Source organism: Moorena sp. SIO3I8 (assembly GCF_010692325.1).
In the GTDB taxonomy this organism is placed as follows: Bacteria; Cyanobacteriota; Cyanobacteriia; order Cyanobacteriales; family Coleofasciculaceae; genus Moorena.
On sequence record NZ_JAAHHW010000027.1, the window covers coordinates 23,970 to 40,607 of the forward strand.

Here is a 16,638-nt window from a genome sequence, read left to right on the forward strand (position 1 = left end):
AAGCAGACCCAAGAACTGATGGGACTTGTTTATACCTAACTGTCTTTGACCTACTTTAGCCCTGATGCCAAACAAACGCCTGGTATGCTGTCTATATTATCTTGCCTCGAACCTATTTCTCAGCCCACAGCACACGCAGCTATTCAGTTGCTTAATAAGCAACTGTCATAATGCCACTATTGTATAGTATATAGTATTTTGCTAAGGGTGTCTAGTTATTTTGAGAATTAGTTTGAAAAAAATTGCCTTCCTGTATGGATTTATCTGAAATCGGGGGATTCGGGTCTCGAAGGATGCGTTCGCGTAGCGTAGCCCTTCGGGCTAATCGCATAGTCTCGAAATCAAATAATTCAGTCCTCATCCCATTCCCCAGACAACAACACACAATCCCCCACCTGCAATACTCCAGCTTCATCCACCGGATTATACAGTTTCCCTTGTCTACGCAACGCCTGAACTATGACATTGTATTGATTCTGGAGATCCATTGGCTTCATACCCACCAAACTTGAATTCTCTACCAAAGTTACCCAATGCTTAGATCCCTCACTAAGGAAACTGCGACTTTCGATCCAGTCTCTAAACGCTGCTAATTCTTCCGGTTCCCCAACAACTAGCAATCGATCCCCTGAACGCAACGTCATCTTACCTTGTGGGTAGTGGACTATATCATTACCTTGTTGAATTGTCAAAACTGTTACCCCAGTCACGTTACGGATATCTGCTGCTGCCAGAGTTACCCAATCTAGACGGGAAGTTTGACTCAAAGTCACCCACTCACTGTGGAGTTCTTGGGCAACATCAGTGATGTCTTGCTGCTTTGAATAGGTAGCTTGTTCAGGTCGTACACTCAAATAGCGGTCTTGGTGAATCCGATTGATGACCGACTGAATCATCCCTGGGGTTTCTCCCAATGCTACTAGCACATGGGCTCCCATTTCCAATGCTGCCTCAAATTCTGGTTGCACTACTTCCCGCGCCCCTAACTGGGTAAGTAGGTCAATTTCGCTATTTTTGTGAGAACGAGCCACAATATCCAGTCCTGGGGCAAACTTGAGGGCACGTTTGAGCAACAAGCGGGTACTGCCAGGATCAGGTAGGGCAATGGCTAGGGCTTTAGCTTTTTCTAGATGGGCTTTTTCTAACACCAGTTCCGAGTGAGCATCCCCAAACATATAGGGAATTTTTTCATGTCTTAATCGTTGAATAGCAGCTTCGCTATTTTCAATCACTAGTACCTGATGCCCTTGATTGCGCAGGATGTTGACCAGTACTCGCCCCACTCGTCCATAGCCAGCCACTACCACATGATTACAAATCGTTTCTGGAATTGACAAAGCTTTAGTGCCCTGAAACTGACGCAGGTAGTTTTTCAGAAACGGCAGATTTACCAGGTGGTCTGCTATTCGGGGAGACCATCTTAGCCACATGGGTGTCAGGACTAGGGTAATGGCTGTGGTTCCCACCAGGAGTAGATACTGATCCCTAGTGATAAATCCTAACTCAAAGCCAACCACTGCTAATACAAAGGAAAATTCTCCAATTTGATTGAGACCAAAACTAGCAATAAAAGCAGTTTTAAAGGAATAGCCAAATTTCAGTACAATCGGTAGGATAATGGCTGCTTTACCCCCCATGACTAACATCACTAAACCGATGATTATGCCGAAGTTTTCGAGCAGCACTTCCGGCTCAATGAGCATTCCTATGGATGCAAAAAATAAACATACAAACGTATCTTTAAGGGGAATTATTTTGGCAACTGCTTGGTCAGCATAATCAATTTCAGCCATCATTAAGCCTGCCACAAATGCTCCCATTTCAACGGATAGACCAAGTCCAGCAGTAATCAAAGCAATCCCTAAACACAGGGCAATTACTGTGATCAGAAATAGCTCACTGTTTTCAGTGCGGGCAATATATTTAATGAGATGGGGAACTATCCAGCGACCGGCGGCTAGAGCAGCAGCTAGAAACACCAAAGCTTTGAGTAAAGCAACAACTAAAGCTGAGCCAATATCTGAGGGCTGCTGAAGGGCGGGGATGACGGCTAACATCAGACCTAAACTAAGGTCTTGAGCAATCAAAATTGCCAGCATCACTTGACCATGAAGGGTATTGGTTTCTCCTCTCTCCATCAGAGTTTTAAGAACTACTGAGGTGGAGGAAAGGGAGATGATGAATCCGAGCATTATTCCCGGAGTAAATCCATCAACCCAACCAAGTCCATTGGCTAAAACTGCAACTAGGGTAATAGTGAGACTAATTTGCAGTAAACTCCCTTTAAGGACAATATCTTTAAATCGTTTAAGCTGGGATAGAGAAAACTCTACCCCATAGGTGAATAACAAAAAAACAATCCCAATTTCAGCTAGGGATTTGACTTGTTCTAATTCGCCTACGAGTTTAAGACCAAACGGACCAACCAATAAACCACTGGCTAAATAGCCTAAAAGTACAGGTTGACGTAGCCGATTGGCAAGGTAGCCTCCCAGAGCAGAAGCCCCTAGAACTGTGGTTAGATCCAGAATTAAATTGTGTCCTGAGGCCATGATTAGGAATGGGTAATCGGTTATTGGTCACAGGCTTCATACCTGGAGGTTTTCCCTTGTGCCCTGATTTTTTTGTAACCTACCCACTTGAACTAAGCAACTTGGGCATCAAGGAGTTGGTAAGGAAGGTTCAAAGTACTCTACCCACCTGATAATTTTTTCAGTTATCTTATGACGGTAGAGATTTCCAAGAACTATGACTTTAGAACAGTGTAACGTTTGTGGGTCTTTAACCAGCACCAACGATGAAATTTGCCTAAGTTGTGGTTATCCAGCTAAAGGTCGGCCAAAGTTAGTTTTTTTCAAGTGGACTGCTATCGGTGTTGCTGTAGTATTTGGTTTATTTCTCCTACTAGGGGTCATTAACAGAGTCGAGCAACACCTCAACTCTCAACCTTCGACACAGATAGACCGGTAAGATAGGGTTGGGTTATCAGTCTATCTGTGTATAAGGGAAGCCGTGCCAGCACGCAGCAGACACAGCGCGCAGCAGACACAGATGCACTTAGTTAGAAGTCGGGGGAGTAATCAGACCATTAGCTGCACCAAATAGATTGATGGGATTTTTGCCATCGGTAATCAAAACACTCTGGATACCAAGTGCTTCTAGAAGTCTTGCCTGCATTTCCGGACCTGCTTGTGCGATCGCTTGAATGGTTTGAGGACCAATTGCTTCTACTTTCTGTCGGTATTCTTCACTCTTAATGTGAGCCATACGCTCAGCTTTGGCAATCTCTAGGTTATTTAAGGCTTGTTGATGGGCTAATTCAGCTTCCTGACGTGCTTTGAGTTGAGCTAACTCGATTTGATTGCGAATCCGAGCCGCCTCGGCTTCTTGCTGAGCCAAGTTAACTGCTAATTGTCCTTCAATCTGAGCCGCTTCAGCCTTAGCTCTCGCTTCTGCTGTTGCTTGACCTGTAGACTCAATGGCTATATTTTCTGCTTGTAATTCTAGAAGTTTTTTCCGTTCTGCTTCTGCTGCACTTTGATCCAAAATTACTTGCCTTTCCAACCTGGCTTTCGCTTCTTGCTCAATCCGTTCCGCATCTTGCCGTGCAGCAGCTTCTTGAGCATCAGTGGTAATTTGAATCGCTAGCTGCACTGACTTTTGCAAGCTCCTTAAGGTTTCTTCATCCACTGGCTCCACTGACTGAATGTCAATATTGGTAATTACCAGGTTATTGGCTCGGAAACGAAATTCATCTCGAATATGACCTTCTTCATCAGTGCCAAACACCGCCAGTCGGATAATCCGGGCTGAATTGCGGTGAAATTCATCAAATTTTTCCCCTGCTACAGCACCCCGCACTCGGGATGCGATCGCTTTACAAGTATCTCCCACAAAATCAGGTACTTGAAACAATCTAGCTGCAGTCTGTTCATCGTGTCTGTCCACATCAAAGTACCAGTTATAGGACAGTTGTAGCTGCAATCTGGTATGGTCTGCTGTCTCTACGGTAAAGATATCGGTCATGAAATCAGGACCGAGTAATAAGGCTAAGGATTTGATGACATTAGGTCGTTTGGGCTTGCTACCTGACAAAGAAAGCACAGTAAAGGCTTCATCTGGTTCGAGCATCACCAAGTCCGGTCCAAATACAGTTCTTGCAGTTCTGTTTTTATAATCATGGAGCTGTACAGCAGCATTTTGAGGAATATGAAACACAACTGCTCTAGTCTTATCCCGTTGGGATAGACCTTGGCGTACTCCTGATTTTCCCTCCGACTGATCCCCTCCAGCTAGAGAATGCTCACCACGCCCAGATAATGGGTCTATTTTTTGCATCAACAGTTCCTCAACTACCGATGGCAGTTCTTTTTCCCAAAGCTTCTCATAGGGAGTGAGCATATAAGCCTGAGGACCACCGACCAGCTTGAGTTCACCAGTCTGAATGTTACGCACATAGATACCTTCATTCTTATCGAGGGGAATGGCTTGACGCTTCTCAACCACTTCCACTTCCACAGGGGGAATATAATCTTGTGGCCCAGCAATCATCCACAAATCCCCTGGTTGATGAGTAATGACCTGGTCACCTTCCCCTTCATTAAAAGCTTCTTTGGCTCGAAGCAATAGTGATTCGAGCTCACTGAGAACATAGATGTTTTGGATACCATTCTCCAAGGACTCACCAGGATGCAAGAAAAATGATGTTCTACCCTGGCGCACTTCTCGCATACCGAGCTGAGGTTTACCAGATTCATCAATCGGGTCAAGCACAATACACCATTCGTGATCGCTGAGGGTAGTAATCGTAACTTCTCCCACTACATCTTCATAAACATCGGGAATATGAATTTCTGCATCTTCAAAGGTGACCAACCATTCATCTCCAGCTTTACGCTGACGACCAAAAATATCAGTAAAGGTGCGTTTAGCTTTCAGATGTAATGCTTTTTGTTCTGTCAAAATGTAAGCATTAATAATGCCAATTACTTCTTCATCTACACCAGGTAAATAGGCTCCTTCTTCTCTAACCAGCCATTCTTCACCTGCTCTACGTCTATTCCTTTGACGATCGGTGCAATTTTGCCGTGCTAACAGGTGTAAGGCTTGGTTAGGTTTAATCACCTCAGCTGTTACTGTCTCAACTACTTCAACCTCCACTCGGGGAATATAGGTTCCAGGTCCTTCAAATAGCCATTCATCACCTGCTAAACGGTTAATTGTTTCAGTCTGGGTTTCTCCATCAACTATTCTCGTAACGGTATCGGTAAAATCCCGAATTGCTCTCAGACGCAGTGCTTGATTGGTCTCGACTACTGCCAGTTGGGTGACATCCCCTACTAGTTTCTCGTTTGGATAAAGGGGAAACGGATCTTGCGCGAAGCGAATTTCCAGATCACCGTAGCGCAGTCGAATTTGACCATGCTGATCAGCAATGGGTTGACCGTCTTCATCCCGGAGTAACGGATTAGCAACCACACAATAATACCGAGGCGGCACAATAATCATCGGTTCAGGTTTTAAGATCAGCCGCTCGTGATCGCGAAGGGTAATGGTTTGAGGACCAACCTCCAGTCGGGTAACACCAGTGTTGTTGTCTAGAACATGAATAAACTGTTGGGGCTTGATGCGAATCACTTCACTAGTTGTCCTAGGCACTTCCATTTTCTTCTCTGTTTTAGGCTCAGTTGTAGTCATAGTCTTGGTCTAATCGAACTGGATTATTAAGTTGCCTTTATAGGTCGTAAGTAGTCAGACACAATTAAAGCAGAATTTTTTTACAAGGTAACTTCGGATCAGGAAATTTCACGATTCATGTAGGATTACTATAGTTCATGGTTTATCCCTAAAGCCTAATCAACAATCAACTATTTTGTAACCTGACAGCAAATGAACTCCCTATAAAACTAACCTAACCTTTATTTTTGTGTTCTGCTAAAATAACCAAAACTCGTTATGACTACGTCAAGTTTATGGAGTTGGGAGCAATTTCATCTGCTGATCGGCACATTAAGGATAAAGGATCAGGGATGAGGGATTAAGAATTAAGGATTAGGCACCCTTAGATTATGCTTGATACCATTAAGTACTAACAACTATTAACGATTAATCATTAACCCAACCCATGAAAATACTAATAATTTTTTTTTACGATATAATCAGGATGATTACTATCTAAGATTAAACAAATAAGGGGCATACTATGAATCGTGATGAATTCCTAAAACGCTACGAAGCCGGTGAAAGAGATTTTTCTGGTATTAATTTTAAAAAGGCTAACTTGAAAAGTACTAACCTCAAGGGTGTTTGTCTAAATTATGCTGACTTGAGTAATGCTGATTTAGAGGAAGCTAGTTGGGATGATGTGGATCTAAGTCATGCTAACTTGAGGAATGCTTACCTATATGAAACCACTATCGAAAATTCCAACCTCACTAAGGCTAACTTGAGTCATCTAGTAGCATCTGAATCAACCTTGGAAAACTGCGACTTTAGTGGTACTGATCTGAGCTATGCTGATTTATCTGTAATCTATATGGCTGGTAGTAAGCTCACGGATGCCAATTTTACTTATGCTACCTTATGTGACGTTTACCTAGGTGATTCTGACCTGAGCAATGCTAACCTCAGTTATGCCCGTATGCTAGGGGTTGATGGCTGGAAAAAAGCTGACCTTAGTAGTATAAATTTTACTAAAGCTATCTATACGTCATGCACTGAGTTTCCGACTGGATTTAACCCATCAAAAGCAGGAGCAATCTTTATTTGTGCAGAGGCTGACTTAAGCGGTTTAGACTTGAAAAATATCAACCTTGGTTATGAGGAAATGTCTGGCGCTAACCTTAGTCATGCTAATTTGAGTGGTGCAAGACTGTATAATAGTGACTTGAGGGGCGCAAACCTAAGTTATGCCAATTTAGAAGGTGTTGACTTTCATGATGCTGATTTGAGTGAGGCTAATTTTAGCCATGCTAATCTTAAAAAGGCTAAATTAGCTAAGGCTGAATTAAATGATGCTATTTTCTGTAACACTATTATGCCTAATGGTAGGATTAGAAATAATAAGTAATTGTTAGCTAGATCAATTTAGCTCAGTGAGAATATAATTCTTGGTAATTGGTAATGTGTAATGGCTAATGGCTAATTTTGGTTACTCCCGTACCATTGGCTTTCCTTATCAAAGCAGTGGTTTTCTTTTGATTATACCATTCCTTGAAGCAGCAACTCCTCTCCCGGCAGCGTTGCTTAATAATGGAATGATTTGAAGACTTTTGTGGAATGGGCATCTTGCCCGTTCCTGACGGTGCGACCCGTGGCGAATTTAATTCTTAATGGGTCAAGCGCACCGGATCTTTTTGGGCAGGCAGGATGCCCACCCCACTCATATTCATCCGAAGATTCAGCAATGCCACACCAAATTTCTCAATTGCGCAGAATCAACCGTTGCCGATGAACATGTAACAAACGAAACTCCTGCTGCGCCACCTGGTCCAACATATAAATAATATGCTCTGGTCGCAACATGGTGCCATCATTCAAACAACTCCCGACATACCGCAAAACCACCCCAGACTCCGCAACCTCCTCTTCACCATCTTTGGGTTTTTGGGGTTCCATCACCTCGAACTCAAATAAGCGATCGCATAAATTCACCCACTGCTTCTTACCCGACTTCGTAAACCGCTCCCACCAAATTTCCTTACTACCCTTAATTGCTTCAATCCAACCCTGCCACTCTTCCCAAGACACCGATGACATTGCCTCAACTCGAATCAAATACTCAGCCTTTTCCAACAGCTGAGTTCCAGCAGGTTCCTTCAAATCCACTGCTTCAACCCCATACACCGGAATCTCTATAGGCAACTCAGACACCAGCCTTTCCCTAAACTCCTCAACTGGCATTTTCTCAGTTAACTCAAACTCCACAATCTCCCCACTACTAGACGCTCCCAAGGGCAATGCATTAGCAATCATAATCCGAGCATTAGCCCGAAACCCCCCACTATAGCGAATTGGTAGTGACGCCCGTCTTACTGCTCTCTCAAACAGACTTGCCAAATCCAGATGACCCAACAAGGTCATATCCCCCAACTTTCCAAACCAAACCCGCAGCCGCTGATCCTTATTAGTATTGGGTTTAAAGTGACCAGCAAATTGCGGAATCTGCGGCGGGTCAATCACTACATTATGACCAAAATCAATCCCACACACACCACAGTGAGAACACCCATCAAAGGAACAATCCGGTACCGTTGCTGCATCTAAGGCCTTTTGTAAATCTTCCTTGAGCCAATTCTTATCAATTCCCGTATCAATATGATCCCAAGGCAAGGGAGCATCAAGGGCGTTAAGGGTTGAAGGTTGAAGGGTTGAAGGTTGTTCGCGTAGCGTGGCCTTTTGGCCAAGGGTTGAAGGTTGTTCGCGTAGCGTGGCCTTTTGGCCAAGGTTAGACGGTTGTTCGCGTAGCGTGGCCTTTTGGCCAAGGGTTGAAGGTTGAAGGTTTGAAGGTTGAAGGTTTGAAGGTTGTAGGTTAGCTGGTTGTAGGTTAGCTGGTTGCTCTGAACTTTCAACCTTGGCCTTTTGGCCACGCTTCGCGAACAACCTTCCAACTTGCAACTCTTCTACACCCGCCATCACGTTCCATTCGCCATTTTCTACTTGGCGATATTTCCAGGTCAGACCTGATGAAGCGATCGCATTTTCCCAAGCACCAAATGCCCGATCCAAGCTTTCCATCCAGGCATCCATCCCTGCCCCCAATTCCCAAGCACGGCGCACCACCGCACTTAAGCGTCTGTCACCCCGTCCGACAAAATCTTCCATGGCGGAAATCCGAACATCGGTGTAATTAACCTTCACCCCCCTGATCTGACCAAATACTTGTTTGAGCAATTCCTGCTTGCGTTTAAACTCCGAAGTCGATACGGAATGCCACTGGAATGGGGTGTGAGGTTTTGGGGTAAAATTAGAAACAGTTATGTTAAACTTAAGGGTTTTTCTCCCTTTTGCACGGCACTCCTGCTGCAACCAACGCACCGTTTCCGCAATCCCCAACACATCCGCATCCGTTTCACCGGGCAAACCAATCATAAAATAGAGCTTGACTTTCTCCCAGCCTTGCTCAAATGCCGTCTTTACTCCCCTGAGCAGTTCTTCATTAGTCAGTCCCTTATTCACAATATCCCGCATCCGCTGAGTTCCTGCTTCTGGGGCAAAGGTCAAGCCACTCTGGCGATTTCCCCCTAGGATATTGGCAATATTTTCATCAAAGCGGTCTACCCGCTGACTCGGTAGGGACAAGGAAATATTCTGATCCTTAAGACGATTTTTGATTTCCATCCCCACCGCTGGTAGAGCCAGGTAATCGGAACAACTCAGGGATAGAAGGGAAAACTCGTTATACCCTGTAGCACGCATCCCTTCTTCAATAGCTTCCACCACTTTTTCTGGTGCCACATCCCGCGCTGGTCGAGTCAGCATCCCAGGTTGGCAGAACCGACAACCCCGAGTACAGCCCCGTCGCACTTCGATCTTGAGTCGGTCATGAACCGTTTGGATATAGGGTACTAGTCCAATAGCATAGGCAGGCATCGGTGTAGCCACACGCCGCAATATCCGCTTCGGCACATCAGGGCGGTTGGGTTTAACTGAGCCATCCTCAGTCATATCATAGAATTGGGGGACATACACCCCTGGTATCTGAGCCAAATCCAGGAGTAACGCTTCTCGACTTAAGCCAGCTGCTTTGCCCTCTTCGATTACTAAGCCAATCTCTGGCAACAATTCTTCCCCATCGCCAAGATCCACAAAATCTAAGAAATCAGCATAGGGTTCAGGATTCGATGTCGCCGTTTGTCCACCTGCAAAAATTAGGGGGATTTCCGATATATCAAACTCAGCACGGTCTTTCCAGGTAAGGGGAATTCCTGCCAAATCCAACATTTCCAAGATGTTGGTTGCCCCTAATTCATAGCTAAGGCTAAAGCCAATAATATCAAAATCTGTCAGAGGTCGCCGATTCTCGACAGCAAACAGAGGGGTTTGAGTGGAACGCAATTTAGCTGCCAAGTCTGGGGCGGGTAGATAGGCGCGATCGCATAACTGCCTAGGTTGACAATTCAATATATTGTAGAGGATGATATGGCCTAAGTTAGAAGCGCCCACTTCATAGATTTCTGGATAAGTCAATACCCAGCGTACCTCAGCTTCTTCCCAAGGTTTATGGACTGCTCCCAACTCGTTACCTAAGTAACGGGCTGGTCTGTTGATGTCTGGTGTTAGTATTTCCTCTACAGTGATTCCCATAGAAACTTTATTACTGCTTTCAATGCAGTTAGCCCTGATCCACCATTCATTTTATCAGTACTCAGGGTAGAGATAGGGTTGGGTGAAGGTGGATGAAGTGAGGGAGATAAGAACCACCAGACTTCTTGACTGGTATTTCCCTATCTCCTCCCATCATCATCGCTGTAAGCACTTAATCTTCCTTAGATTTCCTATTATTTTGCTGCACTCAGAGCCATTGAGTTAGCTTCCCAACCTACTCCAACCCCCTAGAGGGCTGTAGCAAAAGCCTCATGGCTCTCAAAAATCTCAAACACCCCATCTAATTTAGTGAGCTCCAGCATAATGCGAATTGAAGGAGCTACGGAGCAAAGACCAAAGCGCCTCTCTAGACTTCTTGCTAGCTTCAGGGCATGAATTAAGGCCATTAAGCCAGCACTGTCGAGAGACTCTAACTTATGCATATCAACCAACAAAGCCGAATCCTCAGCAGCCACCACAGCTTCTGTCAACTGACTTTTAAACTCAATTGCATTAGAAGCGTTAATATGACCGGAAGGTTGAATAATTCTTAATTTTGCACTCAGGGTCGCCTGTGTCATGAGCAGAATCCTCACTTGGTCAAATCCAATAAAATTTTCTAGAGAATATATTGAAGATAGTATGGAATTTTGCTAATTCCATACCACTTCTGAGATACTTTGCCGAATCTTTACAGATGGCTAATGGTTTTTGAAATCTTCATAAAACTTACCATCAACAAAATGTATCATATATTACTTTTTTCAAGTTAAGTAATTTATTTATTTTTCATTTCCGATGGTCTAAGTCGCTAAGAGCATCGCTCAGTTCATGCCTATAAGTAGGGATTAAATTTTAATAATTTTTGTTACATTCACTAAATAGAGCTGCCCTGACATAGAAATATAAGACTTTTTTTATAGGCTTGAGCCAAATGTTTAGCTTTAGATAAGTATAACGTTAACTAGGGTGTAGAGGCAAGTAGTACTAAGCAGTATGTCCTTATAACTGCCTTAGGTGCGCGCCTCCAAGGGCGAGTAAATCGCCCTTGGGTCGCACCTTTGGGCAAAGCCGACGCTACGGGAACGGGTCGCACCTAAACTTCAATACCTCTAACCCTTGAAACGGCATAGCTTCTTACGTTCAGGTTAAGCTTTATGAGTTAAGTCCAAAAGGCTTATAATATGTATTTAAGAGAGTACCAATCCACCTTATCAGTGATTTAGATCACATACCAATAAGATAAAGATCACTATAGTGGCTAGTAACTTCAGAAGACAATAAATTTATATGGAATTTTGGGTAAGTAATTGTGAAAACTACCTTTGTTATTCGTCAACTAGTAGAAAAAGCCCTCTATATTAGGCAGTTGACTCCTGATATAGAGAATGCAATTAACTACGAACTAACTCAAACGGGTTACATCTCTGATGTGGATTACGAAGCACTGGAATTATTAATGTCTGAGATGGATGCTGGTCGTGTACAGCTAGTTCCGAGTCACTAGAAAAAGTGGTTATAAACTAAGGCTAGACCAGCTCGGAGGCTTGGTAACTACTCCATGACTTTTAGCCATGACTTTTAGCCATGACTTTCAGGGTTGGGGCAAGCTCTGACAGCTACATGTGGCAAAACCCCTACAACTTTAGTTTACTCTCCTAAGGGGTCTGACTTGCTACTGCTTGAGTCGTGATCAGATCACCATTGAGTTGGCAAAGTCCTATTACCGATTAACCATTAACAAAACTTAAAACTTGTCTGGATAAGCTTGCCAAACTGCACAGATAAAATAACTTAGTTGCTGGCGAGCATCAGGGTCACTTTCTACATTGACATCAGGGTCATCTAACCGAACCAAGAGGGGAATTACTTCAGTGTCTAAGGCTAGTCGTAATAAACTCGCTGGCCAAAGTAAATCCGGTCCAGAGCGTAGGTCGTAAAGAGTAAGCTGTTCAGGGGGTTCCACTGGCACAGGCTCTTGACTATGCAAGGTGACCAATATCATAGAACGCACCCAACACATTTGTCGCGATGACACAAATTCGATAACTTCAGCGTATAAACGAGTATTGTCATGCTCTAAGCAAATAATCTGATGAGGCTGGAACTCGTAAACCAAACTCCTTGATACGTCTTTATTCACCAGGCATCAATTCCTAAATTGAGTCATTGCGATATAATACACTGTTCATATTACCAGTTTGGTTAACGGTGCTATTAGACCCAGATTTGGCATGACTGCAAGTCAGAGGCTGTCTCACGTAAGAAACAAAGGTTTCGTCTCCGGGATGAAGCGGCATAGCAGTTTTAACCCCAGTAAAGTATAATAGATATAGGTTGAAATTGGCCAAGGCACTCTTAGCTCTGGAGAAAACGGCTAGGCCAGTAGGTTAGTATCGGCGAGTGATACGTAAATCGGAGCAATGTTGAAGAATCAAGAATCAAGAATCAAGAATTCAGAAATACCAATTCTCAATTCTCAATTCTCAATTCTTAATTCTCAATGGGGTCGTCCGGGAATTGACTCGGTTGTAGAAGCTACGGGTTTCCGTAGAGTAAGCAGACCTAGAGGTTCAGCCCTTAACCCTTAGGCTCAATTAATTGGGAGTCTAAGGGCGTTAGTTAGCTAGGGGTACTGAAAACCAACGCGCCTGTTGCCTGGGCGAAAGCCCCCGTGCTATGCCTGGCGGCAGGCTACGCCAACAGCCCGGGGTAAGCTTACTGCTCATCTTTGCTATGATGTATTAATTCAAATCGGTCTCAATAGATTGAATAGCATAGCATAGATTATGAAAGTCCAAGTATCCGTCGTCTTTACCAATCCCGTGGATTTCGTTAATTTTTCTCATCAGGCACTGCCTCGATTTTGCGTGGATCTACCTTTTAAACCTCGCGCTATCCCAGTTGAAGAACTGTTGCCCAACATCCCTATGATTAATAGCAATTTAGACGATTGGACAACAGACCTGCCCTTCGAGCAAATAGAATACAAGGAAGAAGGAGCAGAGGAATATGCCAAAATGGTAGTAGTAGTGGGAATCCCACAGGATGATATGCCCTTGTTTGAAGATGTAGTTAAGTCCTATGGGGGAAAGGTTATGCCATCAGAGGGGTTGGATGTAATGGACATGTAGTGGACATGTAGTTTACACCCCATGTTTTACCCATAACCTGGCTTATAGGTCATAGAAATTCCTTGTTAATCTTGATCGAAAATTTAAGACTATCACAAAATATGTTTGAAGGAAAAATAGTCTGGAATACACAAGGAATTAAATGACGTCTGAGCAGGATAAACCTGAGGTGGCTAAAATCCTCGAACCATTTAAACCCGCATTGGCTGAGCATCTGAGCAACCCTGATGTTGTGTTAGACGAGGTACTGGCATGGACTGGCTCTCAGCCTTTTTTGACTCAGAAGCTTTGTCAAGTTATCCTTGACTCTAAATCTCCCATCCCTGTTGGTGAGGAAGCTCTCAAAGTCGAAGAACTCGTCAAAACTCACTTCGTTGAAAATTGGGAAACTCAGGAAGCCGCTGAACTTCTGCAAGATATTCGTAGTTTCTTGCTCGAAGAACAATTCCTGCGGCTGTATCAGAAGATTTTGCAAGGAGTCATGATCGCAAATGACAGTTGGGAACAAAAAGTGTTGCTCAACTCCGGTGTGGTGATTAACCAGGGGGGAAATTTAAAAGTTTCTAACCGTATTTATGAGGCTGTTTTTAATCCCAGCTGGGTAGCTCAAGAGTTAGCACAGTTGACCAGTACAGACTTTTGGCTGGCATCTGAGCTGACCACAGACGCTACTGATGAAGCCATCGCCATGGCTTTTCCTAACCTACCAATTACCCCAGTTACTCAAGACCAAGATCTAACAACTGACGATCCCAAACACCGAGATCCAACAACTGACGATTCCAAACACCAAGATCTAACAACTGACGATCCCAACCGATTAACTGTAGTACCTTTTGAGCCAGACCAAGCCACAACCTTGTCTACCCCATCAGCTAGCAGAATCCCATCACCTATTAGTTTTTGGGGTGGCTTGATCGCCTTGTTTCTAGTCATTACCTTTGGTGTATTTCAGTGTACTAGTTCTAGAAGAGCAGACGATCAACTAAAAAACCTTGCTTCTGAGGACATATGCAGACGCCAATTGACTACCAGAAAAGAACAAATAGAGCAACTTAGAAAGATCAAGAGTCAAAATAATGCTTTTCCCCAGCTATGTCAGTCAATGTTATATCAATTGCAGTTTTCTTATGCTATAGAAGAGCTCGCTAGTCAAGGTGAATTCAAGCAAGCTACTATAAATCTTTGTCAAGTATCACAGCGTTACTACCAGTTTAGACAAAAATCTCTTCCACGTTTTTTCCGTCGATGGGGTCGGAATAATGAGAATTATGCTAATTGGTTGAAAAACTATCTAATAAAATATGATTGTCCCGCTTCTAAATATTTGGGCTAATCAATTGTTAAATTGTTAAATCATTAGTTGTGCTAACAGGAAACAGGCAACAGGAAATTTATGGATTTTTAGCAAACAGTTAACTAACTAATTAATCTAACTTAATAGACTAGTTGTAATCAAGATAACTTTCTTTTATTTCCTACTTTTCAAGACTTAGCTATTTACTTACTGATAATCCAGAGTCTAAGGATTAAAAAAAACTCCATCGCTACCACTGATTTCTTCTTCCAAAGATACCCTAATCCCTCGACGAGCAATTTCAAAAATAGTTAATATAAATTCTCCCAATTGAAAATATTGGGTTTGACGGAATTGTTGTCTATGGCGTTGTTTGCCACTAATCCGCTCATTGATCTGGCTTGCATAATATAAAATTAGGCTAACTAATAGCCAACCTACTAAACTCAAGAGAGCTGTTACAATGATAATAATCAGCCAGCCTAAGAACTGACACAACACTTGTAATAATGGATCGTCATATACATCAAGTTCTGAGTACAACAGAGAACTATTGCTACTAAAGATTCCTAAGGCAATCGTTCCCCAAAATCCACAGAAAAGGTGAACAGGAACCGAACCAACGGGGTCATCAATTTTCCAAACTTGTAGAAAATATTCGCCTAAAAGGACAAAAATACCGCTGATTGAGCCAATTATAAATGCACTTCTGATATCGACAAAAGCAGCTGAAGCTGTAATTCCCACCAACCCACCTAAAATGCCATTGATAATTGAGGCTAGACTAGGTTTTCCCAGGATAATTGGACTAAAAAATACGCTAGATATTCCACCAGCTGCTGCTGCCATCATGGTAGTTGTGATGGTATTGGCTACATAATCGAGATCCTTTGCTGATCCACCATTAAAACCAAACCAGCCCAGCCAAAGAATTAAGCAGCCTAAGGTTGCTAAACCCAGATTATCGGCAGAGAACTTTTCAGTTTCGAGACCTTCATATCTATCTGTTCTTAAATTGTAGCCAAAACGACCTTGTCGTGGCTTTAGTAGCCAAGCCCCTACCAAGCCAGCCATACCACCAACACTATGGACTACAGTTGAACCGGCAAAATCATGAAATTTTAGCGCCTTGGTTAGCCAACCATAGTGCCCCCAAACCCAGTGACCGGTTAGGGGATAGATAAAACCAACCAGGAAAAAACTAAATAGCAGAAATGCCCAGAATTTTACCCGTTCAGCCACAGCTCCTGAAACAATAGTGGCTGCAGTTCCAGCAAAGACTAACTGAAATAAAAATAGAGCGGAAAAGGAGTGATTAGACCAATCTTGATTGAGACAATTAAATCCTGATTCTGGAAAACCCAGATTTCCAAATTGGGGAAAGGGAAGATTAAAAAATAACCCCTTTTGACCCACTAAACTTAAACTAGTATTTTCTCCTGGAACACAACTGTAAGTGATGCCATCACCAAACATTAAGCCAAAGCCAAGTAGCCAAAATGCTAAGGCTGATATACAGAAAACTATCAAATTTTTAGCCAAGACATTAGTCGCATTTCTCCGTCTACATAAGCCAGCTTCTAACATGGCAAAGCCAGCATTCATAAAAAAGACTAGAAAAGATGAAACTAACAACCAGATAGTAGACAGGTTAGTGAAATTATTCGTGTTACTATCTTGTGCTGCTGCTACACCAACCCATCCCAGTAGGATGGTAATAGCCAAAGATAGGCAGAAGTACCAACGGCTGGGTACCGAGCTGATTTGGTGTTTTAATCTCTTGTACTTATGTCGAGACATCAAAGCAAGCTTTCTAGTTTTACAATCGCAGTGTATATCCAACTGGTAAGTAGGTGGACACTACTAAATAACACTTTCAATAACACTGTATGATGTTTCGTT

At 43.2% G+C, this 16,638-nt stretch carries 11 protein-coding genes; 5 read left to right on the forward strand and 6 right to left on the reverse strand.

Translation table 11 applies throughout. The features are described from left to right. Nucleotides 1-350 precede the first annotated feature (350 nt). Nucleotides 351-2,552, reverse strand: a complete 2,202-nt coding sequence (locus tag F6K51_RS13245; RefSeq protein WP_293020903.1) for a cation:proton antiporter — start codon at nt 2,550-2,552, stop codon at nt 351-353. 196 nt (nt 2,553-2,748) lie between these two features. Between F6K51_RS13245 and F6K51_RS13250 the strand changes: the two genes are divergently transcribed. Next, complete coding sequence (locus F6K51_RS13250) at nt 2,749-2,970, forward strand: hypothetical protein (protein WP_293020904.1); 222 nt, start codon at nt 2,749-2,751, stop codon at nt 2,968-2,970. Nucleotides 2,971-3,057: 87 nt separating this feature from the next. On the opposite strand, the gene F6K51_RS13255 is transcribed toward F6K51_RS13250, so the two are convergent. Further along, nucleotides 3,058-5,697: a colicin uptake protein gene (locus F6K51_RS13255; protein WP_293020906.1), complete on the reverse strand. Its 2,640-nt coding sequence runs from the start codon at nt 5,695-5,697 to the stop codon at nt 3,058-3,060. Between the two features lie 505 nt (nt 5,698-6,202). On the opposite strand from F6K51_RS13255, the gene F6K51_RS13260 reads away from it, so the two are divergent. Further along, nucleotides 6,203-7,069, forward strand: coding sequence for a pentapeptide repeat-containing protein (locus F6K51_RS13260; protein ID WP_293020907.1), 867 nt, complete (start codon nt 6,203-6,205; stop codon nt 7,067-7,069). Nucleotides 7,070-7,422: 353 nt separating this feature from the next. On the opposite strand, the gene F6K51_RS13265 is transcribed toward F6K51_RS13260, so the two are convergent. Both F6K51_RS13265 and F6K51_RS13270 read right to left on the reverse strand, forming a co-directional pair. Beyond that, complete coding sequence (locus F6K51_RS13265; protein WP_293020908.1) at nt 7,423-10,305, reverse strand: TIGR03960 family B12-binding radical SAM protein; 2,883 nt, start codon at nt 10,303-10,305, stop codon at nt 7,423-7,425. Nucleotides 10,306-10,553: 248 nt separating this feature from the next. Beyond that, nucleotides 10,554-10,886 (reverse strand): STAS domain-containing protein, encoded by a 333-nt coding sequence (locus tag F6K51_RS13270; protein ID WP_293020909.1) that lies wholly within the window; start codon nt 10,884-10,886, stop codon nt 10,554-10,556. A gap of 731 nt (nt 10,887-11,617) precedes the next feature. Here F6K51_RS13270 and F6K51_RS13275 point away from each other — a divergent pair. Then, nucleotides 11,618-11,812, forward strand: a complete 195-nt coding sequence (locus F6K51_RS13275) for a hypothetical protein (protein WP_071102195.1) — start codon at nt 11,618-11,620, stop codon at nt 11,810-11,812. Nucleotides 11,813-12,052: 240 nt separating this feature from the next. On the opposite strand, the gene F6K51_RS13280 is transcribed toward F6K51_RS13275, so the two are convergent. Then, complete coding sequence (locus F6K51_RS13280) at nt 12,053-12,448, reverse strand: hypothetical protein (RefSeq protein ID WP_293020910.1); 396 nt, start codon at nt 12,446-12,448, stop codon at nt 12,053-12,055. A 646-nt stretch (nt 12,449-13,094) separates the two neighbouring features. Between F6K51_RS13280 and F6K51_RS13285 the strand changes: the two genes are divergently transcribed. Both F6K51_RS13285 and F6K51_RS13290 read left to right on the forward strand, forming a co-directional pair. After that, nucleotides 13,095-13,439, forward strand: coding sequence for a hypothetical protein (locus F6K51_RS13285; RefSeq protein WP_293020911.1), 345 nt, complete (start codon nt 13,095-13,097; stop codon nt 13,437-13,439). Between the two features lie 142 nt (nt 13,440-13,581). Continuing rightward, on the forward strand, nt 13,582-14,775 hold the full coding sequence (locus F6K51_RS13290; protein WP_293020912.1) for a hypothetical protein: 1,194 nt from the start codon (nt 13,582-13,584) through the stop codon (nt 14,773-14,775). Nucleotides 14,776-14,961: 186 nt separating this feature from the next. Here F6K51_RS13290 and F6K51_RS13295 read toward each other — a convergent pair whose 3' ends face one another. Continuing rightward, nucleotides 14,962-16,461, reverse strand: a complete 1,500-nt coding sequence (locus F6K51_RS13295) for an ammonium transporter (RefSeq protein ID WP_293020914.1) — start codon at nt 16,459-16,461, stop codon at nt 14,962-14,964. Nucleotides 16,462-16,638: the final 177 nt, after the last annotated feature.

Coding starts and splice junctions, on each gene's coding strand:
- F6K51_RS13245 (WP_293020903.1), bottom strand. CDS start 2,552: ATGGCCTCAGGACACAATTTAATTCTGGATCTAACCACAGTTCTAGGG.
- F6K51_RS13250 (WP_293020904.1), top strand. CDS start 2,749: ATGACTTTAGAACAGTGTAACGTTTGTGGGTCTTTAACCAGCACCAAC.
- F6K51_RS13255 (WP_293020906.1), bottom strand. CDS start 5,697: ATGACTACAACTGAGCCTAAAACAGAGAAGAAAATGGAAGTGCCTAGG.
- F6K51_RS13260 (WP_293020907.1), top strand. CDS start 6,203: ATGAATCGTGATGAATTCCTAAAACGCTACGAAGCCGGTGAAAGAGAT.
- F6K51_RS13265 (WP_293020908.1), bottom strand. CDS start 10,305: ATGGGAATCACTGTAGAGGAAATACTAACACCAGACATCAACAGACCA.
- F6K51_RS13270 (WP_293020909.1), bottom strand. CDS start 10,886: ATGACACAGGCGACCCTGAGTGCAAAATTAAGAATTATTCAACCTTCC.
- F6K51_RS13285 (WP_293020911.1), top strand. CDS start 13,095: ATGAAAGTCCAAGTATCCGTCGTCTTTACCAATCCCGTGGATTTCGTT.
- F6K51_RS13290 (WP_293020912.1), top strand. CDS start 13,582: ATGACGTCTGAGCAGGATAAACCTGAGGTGGCTAAAATCCTCGAACCA.